Source organism: Stenotrophomonas sp. 8(2023) (assembly GCF_030345295.1).
In the GTDB taxonomy this organism is placed as follows: Bacteria; Pseudomonadota; Gammaproteobacteria; order Xanthomonadales; family Xanthomonadaceae; genus Stenotrophomonas; species Stenotrophomonas muris.
In genome coordinates, this window is sequence record NZ_CP128404.1 from 1,407,680 (window position 1) to 1,424,507 (window position 16,828).

Annotated in this window: 15 protein-coding genes; 6 read left to right on the top strand and 9 right to left on the bottom strand. The window is 68.3% G+C overall.

Annotated features, from left to right (window positions below):
- Positions 1 to 39: 39 nt before the first annotated feature.
- The 9 genes from QP609_RS06490 to QP609_RS06530 all read right to left on the bottom strand — a co-directional run bounded on the left by QP609_RS06490 (position 40) and on the right by QP609_RS06530 (position 9,622).
- Positions 40 to 1,578: a GGDEF domain-containing protein gene (locus QP609_RS06490; protein ID WP_032956845.1), complete on the bottom strand. Its 1,539-nt coding sequence runs from the start codon at positions 1,576 to 1,578 to the stop codon at positions 40 to 42.
- A gap of 258 nt (positions 1,579 to 1,836) precedes the next feature.
- Positions 1,837 to 2,712, bottom strand: coding sequence for a translation elongation factor Ts (gene tsf / locus QP609_RS06495; protein ID WP_032956847.1), 876 nt, complete (start codon positions 2,710 to 2,712; stop codon positions 1,837 to 1,839).
- A 125-nt stretch (positions 2,713 to 2,837) separates the two neighbouring features.
- Complete coding sequence (rpsB, locus tag QP609_RS06500; RefSeq protein ID WP_005408748.1) at positions 2,838 to 3,644, bottom strand: 30S ribosomal protein S2; 807 nt, start codon at positions 3,642 to 3,644, stop codon at positions 2,838 to 2,840.
- Between the two features lie 221 nt (positions 3,645 to 3,865).
- Positions 3,866 to 4,564, bottom strand: a complete 699-nt coding sequence (locus tag QP609_RS06505; RefSeq protein WP_014646503.1) for a pilus assembly protein — start codon at positions 4,562 to 4,564, stop codon at positions 3,866 to 3,868.
- Positions 4,564 to 4,779 carry a hypothetical protein gene (locus QP609_RS06510; RefSeq protein WP_041863203.1) on the bottom strand — a complete coding sequence of 72 codons (216 nt, stop codon included), beginning with the start codon at positions 4,777 to 4,779 and terminating at the stop codon, positions 4,564 to 4,566. The genes QP609_RS06505 and QP609_RS06510 overlap by 1 nt, the downstream gene beginning before the upstream one ends.
- Positions 4,780 to 4,931: 152 nt before the next feature.
- Positions 4,932 to 5,969 carry a spore coat U domain-containing protein gene (locus QP609_RS06515; protein WP_014646505.1) on the bottom strand — a complete coding sequence of 346 codons (1,038 nt, stop codon included), beginning with the start codon at positions 5,967 to 5,969 and terminating at the stop codon, positions 4,932 to 4,934.
- On the bottom strand, positions 5,966 to 8,335 hold the full coding sequence (locus QP609_RS06520; protein WP_197621456.1) for a fimbria/pilus outer membrane usher protein: 2,370 nt from the start codon (positions 8,333 to 8,335) through the stop codon (positions 5,966 to 5,968). Before QP609_RS06520 ends, QP609_RS06515 begins: the two co-directional genes overlap by 4 nt.
- 7 nt (positions 8,336 to 8,342) lie before the next feature.
- Complete coding sequence (locus QP609_RS06525) at positions 8,343 to 9,092, bottom strand: molecular chaperone (protein ID WP_049403820.1); 750 nt, start codon at positions 9,090 to 9,092, stop codon at positions 8,343 to 8,345.
- Positions 9,092 to 9,622 carry a spore coat U domain-containing protein gene (locus QP609_RS06530; RefSeq protein ID WP_032956855.1) on the bottom strand — a complete coding sequence of 177 codons (531 nt, stop codon included), beginning with the start codon at positions 9,620 to 9,622 and terminating at the stop codon, positions 9,092 to 9,094. The genes QP609_RS06525 and QP609_RS06530 overlap by 1 nt, the downstream gene beginning before the upstream one ends.
- Before the next feature lie 173 nt (positions 9,623 to 9,795).
- Between QP609_RS06530 and map the strand changes: the two genes are divergently transcribed.
- From map to dapE, 6 genes are read left to right on the top strand one after another with little or no spacing between them, the layout of a single operon-like run.
- Positions 9,796 to 10,638: a type I methionyl aminopeptidase gene (gene map, locus QP609_RS06535; protein ID WP_014646509.1), complete on the top strand. Its 843-nt coding sequence runs from the start codon at positions 9,796 to 9,798 to the stop codon at positions 10,636 to 10,638.
- 2 nt (positions 10,639 to 10,640) lie between these two features.
- Entirely contained in the window at positions 10,641 to 13,268 is a 2,628-nt protein-coding gene (locus QP609_RS06540; protein ID WP_014646510.1) for a [protein-PII] uridylyltransferase, read from the top strand.
- A complete protein-coding gene (gene dapD, locus QP609_RS06545; RefSeq protein ID WP_014646511.1) occupies positions 13,268 to 14,347 on the top strand; it encodes a 2,3,4,5-tetrahydropyridine-2,6-dicarboxylate N-succinyltransferase in 1,080 nt (359 codons plus the stop codon). Before QP609_RS06540 ends, dapD begins: the two co-directional genes overlap by 1 nt.
- A 2-nt stretch (positions 14,348 to 14,349) precedes the next feature.
- Complete coding sequence (locus QP609_RS06550; RefSeq protein ID WP_197621457.1) at positions 14,350 to 15,216, top strand: hypothetical protein; 867 nt, start codon at positions 14,350 to 14,352, stop codon at positions 15,214 to 15,216.
- Between the two features lie 31 nt (positions 15,217 to 15,247).
- Positions 15,248 to 15,619, top strand: coding sequence for an arsenate reductase (locus QP609_RS06555; protein ID WP_014646513.1), 372 nt, complete (start codon positions 15,248 to 15,250; stop codon positions 15,617 to 15,619).
- Positions 15,616 to 16,743 carry a succinyl-diaminopimelate desuccinylase gene (gene dapE / locus QP609_RS06560; RefSeq protein ID WP_046429730.1) on the top strand — a complete coding sequence of 376 codons (1,128 nt, stop codon included), beginning with the start codon at positions 15,616 to 15,618 and terminating at the stop codon, positions 16,741 to 16,743. The genes QP609_RS06555 and dapE overlap by 4 nt, the downstream gene beginning before the upstream one ends.
- Positions 16,744 to 16,828: the final 85 nt, after the last annotated feature.

The window sequence follows — 16,828 nt, forward strand, 5'->3', positions numbered from 1 at the left end:
GAATCCGGTCGTTCGCCCCGGTCAAACGGGGCTTCCCGTTCAGCCCAGCTCGGCGCCAGCGGTCGCCGACAGCTCGTCGTGGCCGAGGGCACCTGGCGAGCGGGCGATCACCCGGTTGCGGCCCAGGTTCTTGGAGCGGTACAGCACGTCGTCGGCTGCGCGCAGCAGGTCCTGCACGTCGGCGAAGCGCTCGTAGCCACCCTGGGTGGCCACGCCGGCGGAGAAGGTGACGAACAGCGGCCCGCCCTCCAGCTCGGCCATCGGCGTGGCGACGATATTGGCCAGCACCCGGCGGATCACGTCCAGGGCCACGCTTTCGCTGGTGTTTGGCAGCAGCGCGACGAATTCCTCGCCGCCGAAGCGGGCGACGGTGTCACTGTTGCGCAGCTGGCCCTGCAGCTTGCCGGCGAAGGCGCGCAGTACCTCGTCGCCGGTCAGGTGGCCGTGGGCGTCGTTGATCTTCTTGAAGTCGTCCAGGTCGATGAAGGCCACCGACAACGGCCAGCCCTGGCGGCCGGCGCGCAGGAATTCCTGCTCCAGCACCGCTTCCAGCTGGCGGCGGTTGAGCACGCCGGTCAACGCGTCACGATGGGCCTGGTCGGCGAGGCGCTTGGCGCGCGCCTCGAACTCGTCGGCGCGGCGTCGTGCCTGGTCGGCGTCCTGCAGTTCGCGCAGGTTGCGCAGCGTGGCCAGCTCCTGCGCGTGATCGATCAGCTCGCGCACCCGCGCCGGTGAATTGAGGCCGGCATCAAACAGGCTGGCGATGTCGGGCAGGGCTTCACTGATGCGGGCGAGGACCTGGTCGAAGCGCGCGCTGTCCAGCTCCAGGCGGTCGTGCACCTGCTGCAGGGCGCGCTCACGCGCGGCGTCGGCGTCGCTGTCCAGCCAGATGTCGGCCACCGCGCCGGACAGCTGCACGCAGGCCTGGAACGGCGATTCGGCGACGTCCTCGTCCTCGCTGTGGCTGATGCTCTCCACCAGGTAGCGGGGCAGGCCCCATTGCTCGGCCACCCACGCGCCGACCTCGGCATGGCTGCAGCCCAGTTCCTCGCGTTCGCGGGCGACCAGGTCGGTGTTGTCGCGTGCCTCGCGCAGCAGCGGCAGGTAGCGCTCCGACTCGGCCTGGGCCAGGCACAGTACGCCCAGGTCCTGCAGCAGGCCGGCCAGCATCAGTTCTTCCAGCCGGCGCAGGCCGCGCGCCTGGCCCAGCTGGCTGGCAGCCAGGGCGCTGAGGATGCTGCGCTTCCAGGCGCGCTGGCGCAGGTCGTGGTCGGCGCCGGTGCCGCCGGTCAGGCCCTGGGTGACAGTGAAGCCGAGGGCGAGGCTGATCGTGGCGTTCAGGCCCAGCATGGTCAGCGCCTGGCCGAGGTTCTCGATCCGGCGGCGGCTGGCGTACAGCGGCGAATTGGCGATGCGCAGCATGCGAGCGCTCAGCGCCATGTCGATGGCGATGATGTCGGCAGCGGTGGCGATGTCCGCTTCCGGGTCCTGGGCCAGTTCGATGATGCGCAGGGCAATACCGGGTGGCGAAGGCAGGTTGCGGCAGAGCGCCAGGGCAGCTGTCAGCTCGGGAGGCATGTCGGGTCGTTCAATTCCATTAGGACAAGAATACCTAGGAATGCATCACAGTCCGCGATTTTCGTTCCTGCTAAATGACTGTGGATTCCCTGCGCCGAGTATCGGCTTGATTCGCGCGCAACGCAAAGGTGCCGGTTGTGCGCACCAACGGTGCGCACCCACCGGTGGGCCATGGGTTGATCCCTGGGCCCATGCATAAAAAAAGAGCCGCGGTTTCCCGCGGCTCCTTCTGGTCGCTTCACAGCCGGAAGGCTGGAATCAGACCTGCATCGCCTTGGCAACTTCGGCGGCGTAGTCTTCCACCACCTTCTCGATGCCTTCGCCGACGATCAGCAGCTTGAAGCCTGCCACGTCGGCGCCGGCGGCCTTGACCACCTGCTCGACGGTGGTGTCGCCCAGCACGTAGGTCTGGCCGTACAGGGTCACGTCGCTGACGATCTTGTTGATCTTGCCGCTGATGATCTTTTCCAGGATGTCGGCAGGCTTGGCCTTGTCCTTATCGGTCATCTTGGCCAGCTCGATTTCCTTTTCCTTCTCGACGAACTCGGCCGGGACGTCCGCAGCCTTGTTGTGCGGCGGCTTCAGCGCGGCCACGTGCATGGCCAGGCCACGGGCCAGCTCGACGTCGCCGCCGATCAGGTCGACCAGCACGCCGACCTTGCCGTTGGTGTGGACGTAGGCGCCGATGTTGCCGGTGGTGTCGACCTTGACCATGCGGCGGATCTGGATGTTCTCACCCAGGGTCTGCACGGCGGTGGCGCGGGCTTCCTCGACGGTACGGCCGTCGGCCAGCGTGGCGGCCTTCACGGCTTCGACGTCGTTGGCGCCCGATGCCAGGGCAGCAGCGGCGACGGCGTTGACGAAGGACTTGAAGTTGTCATCGTTGGCGACGAAGTCGGTTTCCGAGTTGACTTCGACCAGCACGGCCTTGCCGCCGTCCTGGGCCAGGCCCAGGCGGCCTTCGGCGGCCACGCGGTCAGCCTTCTTGTCGGCCTTGGCGGCGCCGGACTTGCGCATGGCTTCAGCAGCGGCGTTGATGTCGCCGTTGGCTTCGGTAAGCGCCTTCTTGCATTCCATCATGCCGGCGCCGGTGCGCTCGCGCAGTTCCTTGACCAGGGAAGCAGTGATTTCCACGGGATTACCTCACGAAAGAAAGGGGTTGGGCCGGCATGGTGGCCGGCCCGTGTGACACGGTCCTGTCACGCGCCGATGGCTGCGTGCAGGGAGGGTGGACGCCGGGCGTCCACCCGGGGCCTGGATCAGGCCTGGGCGTCGTCGCCCTTCTTGGCAGCCTTCTTGGCCGGAGCGCGGCGGGCCGGCTTCTCTTCGCCTTCAGCAGCGGCTTCAGCGAATTCTTCCTCGCGCACCGAAGCGGCGTGCGGGGCAGCCGCCTTGCCTTCCAGCACGGCGTCGGCAGCGGCGCGGGCGTACAGCTGCACAGCGCGGATGGCGTCGTCGTTGCCCGGGATGGCGTAATCAACCAGTTCCGGGTTGTAGTTGGTGTCGACCACGGCGATGACCGGGATGCCCAGCTTCTTGGCTTCCTTGATCGCGATGTCTTCGTGGCCGATGTCGATCACGAAGATGGCGTCCGGCAGGCGGTTCATGTCCTTGATGCCGCCCAGCGAGGCTTCCAGCTTGTCGCGCTCGCGACGCAGGCCCAGCACTTCGTGCTTGACCAGCTTCTCGAAGGTGCCGTCGGTTTCACCGGCTTCCAGTTCCTTCAGGCGGGCAACCGACTGCTTGACGGTACGGAAGTTGGTCAGGGTGCCGCCCAGCCAACGCTGGTTCATGAACGGCATGCCGCAACGCTCGGCTTCTTCCTTGATGGTTTCGCGGGCGCTGCGCTTGGTGCCCAGGAACAGGACGGTGCCGCGCTTCTGGGCAACCGACGAGATGAAGTTCATCGCATCGTTGAACAGCGGGACGGTCTTTTCCAGGTTGATGATGTGGATCTTGCCGCGGGCGCCGAAGATGTACGGAGCCATCTTCGGGTTCCAGTAGCGGGTCTGGTGGCCGAAGTGGACGCCGGCTTCCAGCATCTGACGCATGGTGACCTGGGGCATTGCAATACTCCTGATATGGAACCAGCGATTCCGCCCGCGGGGATAGGTATGCGGGACGCGTGGAAGCGCGATCGGTTCCGGGGTTGGGCTTCCCTGTTGCCTCCGTGGCCGAACTCCTTGCGGAGCACCCCGGCACGGATGGGGGCAGCAGGTGTGGATTCACCGGTGACGTCCGGTGTGGACGGGTTCGCGCGCACGCTGGCGTGCAGGAATCCGGTCGATTATAGCCCGCTGGGGGCGCTTGCTGCAATTGCAGGGTCAGTTGCGGCCAGATCGACCTCGCGGCCGTCCTGCAGGCGTGCCTGGAAGCGGCCGCCTGCATAGCCATCGGCGCGGGCAGGCAGGGGCCAGCGGCGTTCATGGCCCGCCAGAATGTAGCCGGCCAGGCCAGCCGTCAGCAGCGTTGCCTGGCCGTCCGCCGTGATGAAGCGCAGATCGTGCAGGCGGCCGTGCAGGGTACCGGCATTGCTGAGTCGCAGTACGGCCAGAGACCCGTGGGCCTCGACGCGGCCCAGCAGCCGGGCCTGCAGTGCTGGCCCCGCTGGGCCGCGGAACAGCGGCAGCGAATAGCGCGGCAACCCCGGCAACGTCGGTGCCAGTACGACCCGATAGGCCTGTTCAGCGGCCGCCGCTGCCGGATCGCCCGGCAACAGCCAGACGCGCTGGGTGCTGCCGGGGGCCAGGTCCAGCCGCGCCGGGCTGACCCGGATCTGGTCGCTGGGGTGCAGTCGTTCGGCGTCCAGCTGCTGATCCCACGCCAGCACCTGCACCTGGCCCTGCCAGCGGCCGGGCCCGGGGTTGTGCAACCACAGTTCGGCGCTGCCGCCCTGGGCCGGCAGCTGCAGGGTGGTCGGCAACAGCTCCAGCGCTGCGGCAGGCAGTGCCAGCAGCAGTGCCAGCAGGATCAGCAACGCGCGCATCAGTAGATGAGGGTCACGGAGGGTGTTGCGTTCTCGTCCGTCGCCGGTGGTGCGAGCTCGCGGACCTGGCGCGGCGCCTGGGGTGCGTCACTGCGCTGGTGCGGTGCCGGGCAGCGGATGCCGCCGCCATCGTCGCTGCAGGACTCAACCACGGTCAGCCGGATCTGCAGGGGGCTGCTGGGTTCGGCCCATGCCGGCAGGCTGGCGACCAGCATCGCCCCGATCAGGAATGTGCGAACCACCTGCCATCCACCATGATGAAAGACTTGCTGCGCGGTATCGGCGGGATGTGCCGGAACTGTAGCGCCGAGCCGGCGCTCGGCACGGCCTTCGTCCGGTGGGTGCCGACCGTTGGTCGGCACGCCGGTCAGTAGGTGATCGTCACCGTCACCAGGTCGTTGTAGGTGCCGGCCGGCGGCTGGCCGCTGACCGGTGGCACCCGGCCATGGATGGTCAATTGCTGCGCGCTGCCGGTACCGGTGCCGCTGGCCGTGTCGACGGTCAGGGTATTGCCCCAGCGCAGGCTCCGCGCCGAGTCCCGGTAGAGCTCGTAGGCGAGGTAATAGGTGCTTCCGCCGAGGGTGGTGGCCATGCGCCGGGTGGTGGTGGCGGTGGGATTGTTCTGGCCGTTGTTGAGGCCGACCTGGAAGGCAGTGTTCTTCAGGCAGGTCAGGGTGAGGGTGGCGGTCCGGTCGATGTTGGCCGGAATGCCGCCGGTGACGTTGCCGAAGTCCATGGTGGTGGTGACGTAGCTGCCACATTGCGGCAGCACGTTGGCGGTGGCGGTGAAGCTGAAGGCTGCACTGGCGCTGTTGGTGCCGGTGGCGCCGCCATTGCAGGTGGCGGGCACGGTGGCGGTACCGAGCAGGACTTCGTTCCAGGCCCAGGTCAGGACCACGTTGGCCCCGCTGAAGGTGCTGCTGTACGCGCCGGAGGCCAGGATCTGGTTGGCCGGGATCTGCCCGAACAGCTGTATGGACTGCGCACCGCTGCCGCCCGTCACCAGCGGCACGTTGTAGGTCATGGTCAGTTCCTGCGCAGGTGGCGTGCCGCGCGGCACCAGTCCGGTGACCTGGCCGAAGCTGGCGTTGTTGTACAGCTGGAAATTCAGGGTGTCACTGCTGGAGGTGGCCATCGTGCGGAAGGTGGAACTGCTGCCGCCGCCACTGCCTGCGCCGATGCCCACGCAGACGCGCACGCCGGTGGTGGCCAGCAGGCTCAGCGCGGCGGTGGTGCAGGTCACCGTGATGTTGAGGTTGGCCGTACTCGGGCCGGGTGCATTGCTGTTGATGTTGCCGAACGGCAGGGTCGGATTGGCGACCGCCGTGCAGACCGCGGTGGCACCGGCGGGCGCCGCTGCCAGCAGGCCGGCCCAGAGCAGCAGGACGAGCAGCAGCACCCTCATGGCGCCACCTCCGGGATGCACTGCTGCGGCGCCGGCTTCGGCCGTGCGCCGGACGCCACCACCTTGGGCAGGTCCGGCACTTTCACGCGGCAGGGGCCGCGGCTGGTGGTGACGTACAGCACGCTGCCGGCGGCAACGTCTTCCAGATAGAGCAGGCCGTCGTAGCCGACCGTGGCCTGGCGGCCATCGGGCAACCGCACCTCGCTGCCGACCTCCAGAGGCTGGCCGTCCATTGCCAGCAGGGTCAGGCTCAGTGACGGCCGCGAGCGCAGCTGGAAGGTCACGCGGGTGCCGGCGCGCTGGCGCGGGGTCACCCAGTCCTCGATGCGGTCGGCGCGCATGTCTTCGGGCAGGTCCAGGGTGTCGATCGAGACCCGGTTGCGCTGCCAGGACAGCAACGGACTGACCAGCAGCAGGCCGCGATCATCGGTGACGCCGATCAGGCGGTTCTCCAGCCGCACCGGGACGCCGCCCACCCCATTGGTGCTGATCACCGCGAACGCATCGGACACCTCGCGCGTGGCGAAGGCGTGCCCGCCCATCCACACCAGGCTGCCGCTGGCGCTGGCGTAGGCATAGTTGAGTCCACCCTGGCGCGAGGCGCCGAACGAGTAGCGACCGACATCGTTGAGGATGCCGACCTCGGCCAGGCCGCCGTTGCCGTCCTCGCCGTGGCGCAGCTGCGCGCGCCAGCCGACGCCGCCGGCGCTGCCATCGCCCGGCACTGGCTGGGTCACGTCCGCCACCCAGCTCTGGCTGTCGCCGTTGCGCTGGCTCGAAAGGCTGGCCTGGCGGTTGTTGCCCAGGCTGGCAGTCACCGACAGGTAGATGCTGCGGTCGTCGCTGCGGTCCAGGTTCTGGTTTACCGAAAGATAGGCCGACCAGCGCTGGCTCCAGGTACGTGACCAGAACAGGCTGGCATAGCGGTTGTCGTCTCCATCCGGGTAGCGCAGGCGCAGATAGCTGGCGCTGAGCGTGCCCAGCCGCAGCAGGTCCAGGCCGAGCGTGGCCTGCTCGCTGATGCTCGGCGGCAGGTTGCCCTGCAGCGCGCCGAGGTCGCGGTAGTCGCCGTGGCTGCGTACGCTGCGCAGATTGACGTTGAAGCGACGGTTGTTCCAGCTGTAGCCCAGCGCCCATTGCCCACCCTGCAGGCCGTGGTAGCCGCTGTGCGCATAGGCGGCATTGAACACGCCAGCGGCGCCGAGCAGCCACCAGCCACCGACACCGGCCTGGGCCAGGCCGCCGCCGCCTTCGGCATGCGCCTCGCCAGTGAAGGTATCGCTGATGCCTCCGCGCCAGCTGGCACTGGCCACGGTGCGATCGTCGTAGGCGAAGGAGCGCTGGCCGAAGTCCTCGCGCAGGTGGCCGACGCCGGCCGACCAGTCCGAAAGGCCCTTGGCCAGCAGCTGCTGGGTGCCATAGAAACTGAAATCCAGCGTCTGCATGCGGCCGAAGGCATCGGTTACCACCACCTGCGCATTGCCGGTGCCGCTGATCCCGGGCTGTGCCGCCAGCTGGAACGGGCCGACCGGTACCTGCCCGCTGTACTGGCGCAGGCCGTCCACGTAGAGCTCGACCGTGGAGGGCACCACGGCCTGGCCGAGGAAGCTCGGCGTGGGCGTCAGTACGCGGTAGGGCTGCAGCCCGTAGTTGCGGCCGATCTGCAGCCCGCCCAGGCGCACCGGGCGGGTCCAGTCGACGAAGCCGCTGTAGAAGTCACCGACCTCCAGCGTCGTTGCGCTGTCGGGGAAATCCAGGCTCCAGCGGGTGTCCAGCCGCACGCTTTCGCCGCGCCAACGGCGATCGCCGGGTTGCTGGTAGCGACGGCTGATGGCGGTGTTTTCGAAGGTGCCGTTGCCGATACCAAACACGCGCAGCTCCGCGCTCAGGCTGAGATTGCCCAGTGTGTCCACCCGGCTGCCGTAGACGTCGTAGTTGAGCAGCACGCCGGGCGAGGCACTGCCGGTCGGCGCACGCGCCTGCGGCCGGCTGAGCACCGTGGTCGGCAGGGTCAGCTGGTCCAGTGGTACATCCAGTGCCAGGGTCTGCATGTGCGCGTCATAGCGCACCACCGCACCGCTGATCTGGTCCAGGTAGACCGGCGCATCGCCGCTGGCGTTGAAGCCAAGCTGGCGCAGCACTTCGGGGCTGGCCTGCAGCCGGCCGCGGTTCTCGGTGAATGGCAGCAGGCCGCGCGGGGTGCTGTTGAGCGACACATCCAGGTACAGCGCCTGGCTGGCGGTCAGCGGGGTCGGGGGAGGCAGGATGGCATCGGCCGACACGCCGGATACATCAACGGCCGCCACGCCGGACACATCGGCGGCCTCGGTCGCCGCGGGAGCCAGGGCCGCCAACAGCGCGCCCATCAACGCCTCAGCGAGCCGGTGGGGGCGACAGTGGCGTCTGTTCCGACTCGCCATTGAGCTTGGCCGTGATCTGGTCGTTGTCGCGGTCGATCGCCGTGCGTTCGATCGGCCAGCGCATCACCTGGCCCGGCAGCACGTAGCCCAGCAGCCCGGGATGGACAATGCGCGGGCGCGCGGCGCTGCCCAGCGCAAGATCGGCGATCTGTGCGTAGCTGTCGCCCGTATTGGCGACTTCCACGCCATTGCGGCCGTCCGCCAGTTTCACCAGGTGCGCCTGCAGCCGTGGGGCCAGGCGGCCGGCCGAAGGCTGCACGAACACCGGGATCGAATAGCGCAGCACGAACTGCATGCCCTCGGCACGGGTGGCCAGGTCGGGTACCTCGTCCACGATCAGCCGGTAGTGCCGCTGTGCAGGCGGTGGCTCGCTGTCCGGACGCATCACCCGCACCAGCTGCTGCTGGCCGGCGGCCAGTTCCTGCATCGGCGGCGTGGCCATCACTTCATCGGTGGGCAGCAGCTGTTCCTGGCCGTCCTGCTGCACCCAGCGGAACACGCGCACCTGCAGCGTCACCGGTGAGGTGCCGCTGTTGGTCAGCCACAGCTCACCGGCACGCTGGCGGGCTTCCAGCTGCAGGCTGGTCGGGGCGACCTGCAGGCTGGTGGCGCCGGCACCGGCGGGGGCCAGCAGGTACAGGGCGAGCAGCGCCACGCCGGTGGCGCGCCACGGGCGGGGTCCGGCCATGCGGGCGTGCTCCATCAATAGGTGATCGTGGCGGTAACCGTATCCAGGTAGTTACCGGTGGCCGGGTTGTTGGTGCTCAGGTTCAGGATCTGGCCATAGACGATGTAGGGCACGGCCAGGCCAGTGCCGATGCCGGCCTGGGTATTGGTGCCGGTTGTGGCGCCCCAGACCAGGGTATGTGCGGCATCCTGGTAGAGCTGGTAGCCGACATAGTTGTTGGCGGTCACCGCGGCATTGGTGTTCTTCATGCGCCGGGTGGTGACGTCGTTGGCGGTGCCGGCGTTGGCGCCCGCGTTCAGCGCAATCGTGTAGGGCGTCAGTGCCGAGCACTGCGCGGTCACCGTACCCTGGCCCAGGGTGGGCGTGGCGGTGGTCGAGGCCGCCGTGCCGAAGTCGACGTTGGTGGCGGCCGCCGCCGTGATGGTGCAGGCCTTGGTGACCACCAGGGTGACGTTGAAGGTGGTGGTGTCGGCGGCCAGCGCCGGGCTGGAAAGCAGCAGCCCGGCCATGACCCATGTCAGCGGGGATCGAACTGGGGATCGCATGGACAACCTCCCTGACCCGAAGGTCCGTTGAACAAGGCGAAGACGGCACGTTCGGCGCCGCTTTGACGACAGTGGGTCCAGCTTAGGAGGCGTAAGTGTCTGTAATCCGTGATAAATAGGCAGGCGCAAGAGTGGAGGCCATCACGCTTTCACTTTCCTTGCCGGAATCGTGCATGGCCCGGATCGCCAGTTGGGCGGCGTTCGTTCAGATTGCGGCCGGATCGGCGATAATGGGTGCCATGAGCGTGAATCTGAAAACCCCGCAGGAAATCGAGATGATGCGCATCGCCGGCCGCCTGGCCAGCGAAGTGCTCGACATCGTCACCCCCCACGTCAAGCCCGGTGTCACCACCGAGGAACTGGACCGCATCTGCCACGACCACATCGTGAACGTGCAGGGTGCCATTCCGGCCAACGTCGGCTACCGCGGCTTCCCGAAGACCGTGTGCACCTCGGTCAACAATGTCATCTGCCACGGCATCCCCAGTGAAGGGAAGGTGCTCAAGGATGGCGACATCATCAATATCGACGTCACCGTCATCAAGGACGGCTGGCACGGCGACACCAGCCGCATGTACTTCGTCGGCACCCCGTCGGTGATGGCCCGCCGCCTGGTGGAAACCACTTACGAAGCGATGTGGCGCGGCATCCGTGCGGTGCGTCCGGGCGCCACCCTGGGCGACATCGGCCATGCCATCCAGAGCTACGCCGAAGGCGAGCGTTTCAGCGTGGTGCGCGAGTACTGCGGCCACGGCATCGGCAAGGTCTACCACGACGAGCCGCAGGTGGTGCATTACGGCCGCCCGGGCCAGGGCCTGGTGCTGCAGCCCGGCATGACCTTCACCATCGAGCCGATGATCAACGAGGGCACCCGCTACAACAAGGTGCTGCCGGATGGCTGGACCGTGGTGACCAAGGACCGAAAGCTGTCGGCGCAGTGGGAGCACATGATCGCGGTCACCGAGACCGGCGTGGACGTGCTGACCCTGTCGCCAGGCGAGTCGCAGGTTTCCTGAAGATGCTGCCGGCGAGTTCGCTGCTGGACACGCCGGCCGCGTCGCTCAACGACCCGGATTGGGCTGCTGCCGCGCGCCAGGCGCTGCAGCAGGCCGACGCGCGCCTGTACCGCCGCTTCGACCAGGGCGACAACATCGAGCGCCTGCTGGCGTTGCGCGCGCGCGCTGCCGACCATCTGATCCGCCTGGCCTGGCAGCGCTGCCTGCCGGCCGACAGCGGCCTGTCGCTGTTCGCGGTCGGCGGCTATGGCCGCGGTGAACTGTTCCCGCGTTCGGACATCGACCTGCTGGTGTTCGGCGATCCGCCGGCACAACTGGCGCACGAGGCGGCATTGGCGCGCCTGTTCGCGCTGCTGTGGGACTGCGGATTGGCTGTCAGCCATGCGGTGCGTTCTGCATTGCAGTGCCGGGAGGCGGCGGCTGACCAGACCGTGCTGACCGCGTTGATCGAGGCGCGCCCGATCCTGGCCGATGATGCTGCGCGCCGCGCGCTGCGCGAGGCGATCGACGACCGCGAACTGTGGCCGGCACGCGCCTTCTTCCTGGCCAAGCTGGAAGAGCTGCGCAACCGCCACCAGCGCTTCGGCGATACCGCCGACAACCTGGAGCCGGACCTGAAGGATGGCCCCGGCGGCCTGCGTGATCTCAATACGCTGGGCTGGATGGCGTTGCGTGCCTTCGGCGTGCGCGACCTGGAGGCCCTGGTCGGGCTCGGCCACCTGGGCGCCGACGAAGCCGCGGCGTTGAAGCGCGAACGTGCAGTGCTGGCGCGGTTGCGCTTCGGCCTGCACCTGGTCGCGCGCCGTCCGGAAGAGCGCCTGCGTTTCGATTACCAGAAGACCCTGGCCGCGCGGCTGGGCTTCGAAGACGATGCCGAGAACCTCGGCGTCGAGAAGATGATGCAGGGCTTCTACCGCGCCGCGCTGGTGGTGCGCCGGATCAGCGACCGGCTGCTGCAGCGCTTCGAGGAACAGTTCGACGGCGAGGCCCAGCCGGAGCCGCTGACCGTGGGTTTTTCCCTGCGCCGTGGTTACCTGGCCGCCAACGAGGCCGACTGGCCACGCGGCGACATCGGCCAGGTGTTCGCCCTGTTTTCCAGCTGGGCCAACAACCCGCAGGTACGCGGCCTGCATTCGCTCACTGCGCGTGCACTGGCCGAGTCGCTGCCGCTGCTGCCGGCCTATGACCAGGCCGATGCCGATGCACGCGAGCAGTTCCTGGCCCTGCTGCGCGGCCAGCGTCCGGTCGATACGCTTTCGCGCATGGCGCGGCTGGGCGTGCTTGGCCAGTGGATTCCCGCGTTTGCCCAGGTCAGCGGGCGCATGCAGTTCGACCTGTTCCATGTCTATACGGTCGACCAGCACACGCTGATGGTCCTGCGCAACATCGGCCAGTTCGCCAGCAGCCGCGCCGACGAGCGCTTCTCGATCGCGCACGAAGTGTGGCCGCGCCTGCGCAAGCCGGAACTGCTGCTGCTGGCCGGCCTGTTCCATGACATCGCCAAGGGCCGCGGCGGCGACCACTCGGAGCTGGGCGCGGTGGACGCGCGCGCGTTCTGCCAGGCGCATGCGCTCAGTGGCACCGATACCGAGCTGGTGGCATGGCTGGTCGAACAGCACCTGCGCATGTCGGTGACCGCGCAGAAGCAGGACATCGCCGATCCGGTGGTGATCCATCGCTTCGCCACCCTGGTCGGCAGCCGCGACCGCCTGGATTACCTGTACCTGCTGACCTGTGCCGACATCGCCGGCACCAGCCCGAAACTGTGGAATGCCTGGAAGGACCGCCTGCTGGCCGATCTGTACTTTGCCACCCGGCGCGCGCTGCGCGAGGGGCTGGAGCACCCGGTACCGGCCGCCGAGCGCGTGGCCGAGGCACGTGACAGTGTGCGCGCACTGGTGCGCGAGCAGGGTTACGACGATGCCACCATCGACCGCCAGTTCGCGGTGATGCCGGATGAGGGCTTCATCCGCCTGCGCCCCGAGCAGCTGGCCTGGCAGGCCGCCGCACTGGTGCCGGTGAAGCAGGGCCAGGCGCTGGTGAAGGTGCGCCGGATCAGCGTCGACGACCCGGCGCTGGAAGTGTTCGTGCACTCGCCCGACCGTGATGGCCTGTTTGCCGCGATCGTGATGACCCTGGACCGCAAGGGCTACGGCATCCATCGCGCGCGCGTGCTGGACGGTCCGGCCGACACCATCTTCGATACCTTCGAAGTGAACCCGGCCGACACCTTTGCCGATGGCAGCAGTGCCAACCTGGAAGCGGCACTGCGCGAGGCACTCAGCGGTGACCTGTCGCGCCTGCGGCCGTCGCGCCGGGTGGTACCGCGGCAGCTGCGGCACTTCCGCTTCGCCCCGCGCATCGAGTTCCGCGATGAACCGGGCGCAACCCGATTTGCCCTGGTCGCACCCGACCGTCCCGGCCTGCTGGCCGATGTGGCGTTCGTGCTGCGCAACCAGGGCCTGCGCGTGCATGATGCGCGCATTGCCACGTTCGGCGAACGCGCCGAAGACACCTTCGTGATCAGTGACGAACACGACCTCCCCCTGACTGAACCTGCCCGGCAGCAGCTGCATGACGCGATGCTGGCCTGCCTGGACCCTGATCGAAACGCCGGAGACCCCGCCTGATGGCCACCAAGCCCGCCAAGAAGACCGCCGCGACCCCCAAGAGCGCAGCGGCCCGGAAACCCGCTGCTGCCGCACCGGCCGCGAAGAAGACCCCTGCGCCGAAGAAGGCCGCTGCGGTGAAGGCCCCGGCGAAGAAAACGGCTGCAGTGAAGCGTGCTGTGAAGAAGCCGGCCCCGGCCAGGAGCGCCGAAGCCGTCCGCGCCGAAACCATCGCCCGCAAGTCGCTGCGCAAGCCGTCGGCACCAGGCGTGGAAGAACTCAAGTTCGGCATCGAGAGCGCCTTCGAGCGCCGCGCCACCTTGACCCTGCACGAGCTGGAAGGGTCGACCAAGCCGCTGGTCAACCGCGTGATCGACGGCCTGGAGAGCGGTGAGTTCCGCGTCGCCGAGCCGGACGGCCAGGGCGGCTGGAAGGTCAATGAGTGGCTGAAGAAAGCCGTGCTGCTGTATTTCCGCGTCAACGACATGGCGGTGGTCGATGCACGCCCGGCGCCGTTCTGGGACAAGGTCGAATCGCGCTTCGCCGGCTATGACGAAGCGAAGTTCCGCCGTGGTGGCGTGCGCGTGGTGCCGGGCGCGATCGCCCGCCGCGGTACCTACTTCGGCAAGGACGTGGTGCTGATGCCGAGCTTCACCAACATCGGCGCCCATGTCGGCGAAGGCACCATGGTCGACACCTGGGCCACCGTCGGTTCCTGCGCGCAGATCGGCCAGCACTGCCATCTGTCCGGCGGCGCCGGCATCGGTGGCGTGCTGGAGCCGCTGCAGGCCAGCCCGACCATCATCGAGGACCACTGCTTCATCGGTGCGCGTTCGGAAGTGGTGGAAGGCGTGGTGGTCGGCCACCACAGCGTGATCGGCATGGGCGTGTTCCTCAGCCAGAGCACCCGCATCTACAACCGTGCCACCGGCGAGGTCACCTACGGCTACATTCCGCCGTACAGCGTGGTGGTGTCCGGCTCGCTGCCGAGCAAGGACGGTACCCATTCGCTGTATTGCGCGGTGATCGTCAAGCAGGTTGATGCCAAGACCCGCAGCAAGACCAGCGTCAACGACCTGCTGCGCGGCCTGGCTGACTGAAGATGACGGCGCCGGAGGATCTGGCGCAGTCCGCGATCTACCAGCATCCGTCCGACACCCTGTTCGGGCGGATGCTGCCGCGCCTGCTGCACGCTCCACGCTGGGCCCGGCTGCGCCGCGCGCTGTCGCGGCGCTGGCCGATGCCGGCGCTGGTAAGCGATGTGCGCGACGTGGTCTACGTGAGCTGGTGGGTCGACGTACGCCAAGCGCCGATGCCACCACCAGGCCATCACTACGTGGTCCATGCCGGACGCACGCCCTACACCATCCTCAGCTACCGGCACGGCCACTTCGGGCCCGCGCTGGCCGGGCCGCTGCGCTCGCTGATGCCGTCTCCCCGGCAGAGCAACTGGCGCTGGTACCTGCGTCGTGACGACGATCGGGACGGGACGCCGGTGGTGCTGTTTGATCGCAACGTGATGGACCAGCTGGCCTTCGTCGCCGGCGCGCGCGCTTTCAGCGATGCCATGCAGCCGCATCTGTCGGTGCGCTTCGCGCACGTGGTGCGCGCCGATGGCGGTGGGTACACCCTGATCGAGGGCGGGCAGGGCAGTGCGCCGGCGCTGCACCTGCAGTGGCAGGGCGCTGCGGGCTGGGACGATGACGGGTGGGCGGCGGCCTTCGGCGGCCACCAGGCCCTGCTGCGCTTGCTGACCTGCCAGGACGAGGCCATCGCCCGCACCTGCGACCAGCGCTGGGCCAGCACCCGCATTGCCCTGCCGGTGGACATCGCGCAGCTGCAACCGCTGCAGCTGGAAGGCGAACAGCAGTGCCCGCGCCTGCAGGCGATGGGCGTGGCGCTGCACGAGGGGCTGGCCTTCCAGCTGCCAAGGGTACCTTTCCGGGTCGTGTCCGAGCGCCTGTTGTGAGATTCTGGCCCTCTGTTTTCCAGCATCACAGATGGCCATGAGCACCACTGTCTACGGTTTGAAGAACTGCGATACCTGCAAGAAGGCGACCAGGTGGCTGGACCGCTTCGGCGTGCCGTACACCTTCGTCGACTACCGCGACAACAAACCCAGCCCGGAAATGCTGCTGGCGTGGGCCGCGCAGCTGGGTGGCCTGGCCGCGATGGTCAACAGGTCCTCCACCACCTGGCGGCAGCTGCCGGACAACCGCAAGGCCGCCGATTCCGAGGCCGAATGGAAGCTGCTGCTGCGCGAGTACCCGCAGCTGATCAAGCGCCCGCTGGTGGTCACGGCCGATGGCACGGTCAGCCAGGGCTTCAGTGACAACGGCTTCAAGGCCCGCTTCGGCGTGGGTGACGCATGAGCGCGGTGCTCGACCTGACCTGCGAGCTGATCGCGCGGCCCTCGGTGACGCCCGATGATGCCGGTTGCCAGGCGCTGCTGGCGGCACGCCTGAAGCAGGCCGGGTTCCAGTGCGATCACCTGCGGCTGGGTGAGGTCGACAACCTGTGGGCGACCCACGGCCAGGGCGCGCCGGTACTGGTGCTGCTGGGCCATACCGACGTGGTGCCGACGGGCCCGCGTGAGGCCTGGGCCAGCGACCCGTTCATGCCGCAGATCCGTGACGGCGTGCTGTACGGCCGTGGCACCGCCGACATGAAGGGCAGCGTGGCGGCGTTCGTGGTGGCCGCCGAGCAGTTCGTTGCCGCGCATCCTGATCACCCCGGCACGCTGGCGGTGCTGCTGACCAGCGACGAGGAAGGCGACGCCATCGATGGCGTGCGCCACGTCGCACGCCTGTTCGCCGAACGCGGCCAGCGCATCGACTGGTGCATCACCGGCGAGCCGTCCTCGACTGCGACGCTGGGTGACCTGCTGCGCGTGGGGCGTCGCGGCAGCCTGTCGGCCAAGCTGCGCGTGCAGGGCGTGCAGGGCCACGTGGCGTATCCGGAGAAGGCACGCAACCCGATCCACCAGGCGGCGCCGGCCCTGGCCGAGCTGAGTGCGCGGCGCTGGGATGACGGCTACGAGAGTTTCCCGCCGACCAGCCTGCAGGTCTCCAACATCCATGCCGGTACCGGTGCCAACAACGTGATTCCCGGCGAGCTCGAGGTGGATTTCAACATCCGCTACAACCCGCACTGGGATGCATCGAAGCTGGAAGCGGAGATCACCGCGCTGCTGGAACGGCATGGCCTGCAGTACACGCTGAAGTGGCACCGCAGCGGCGAGCCGTTCTACACCCCGGAGGGCACGCTGCGCGCCACCGCGCGTGCGGTGCTGGCCGAGCACATCGGCCGTGCACCGGAAGAAAGCACCGGCGGCGGCACCTCCGATGCCCGCTTCATCGCGCCCTTGGGCGCGCAGTGCATCGAAGTGGGGCCGGTCAACGCCAGCATCCACCAGGTGGACGAGAACGTGCGCGTGGCCGATCTGGAGGCATTGCCGGGGCTGTACCAGCGGCTGGTGGAGCGGCTGCTGGCGTGAACCTGCGGCGCTGGGTGCCGACCGTTGGTCGGCACGCCTTTCGCCGGCATTGCTTTCCTGTAGGGCCGAGCCATGCTCGGCTGCT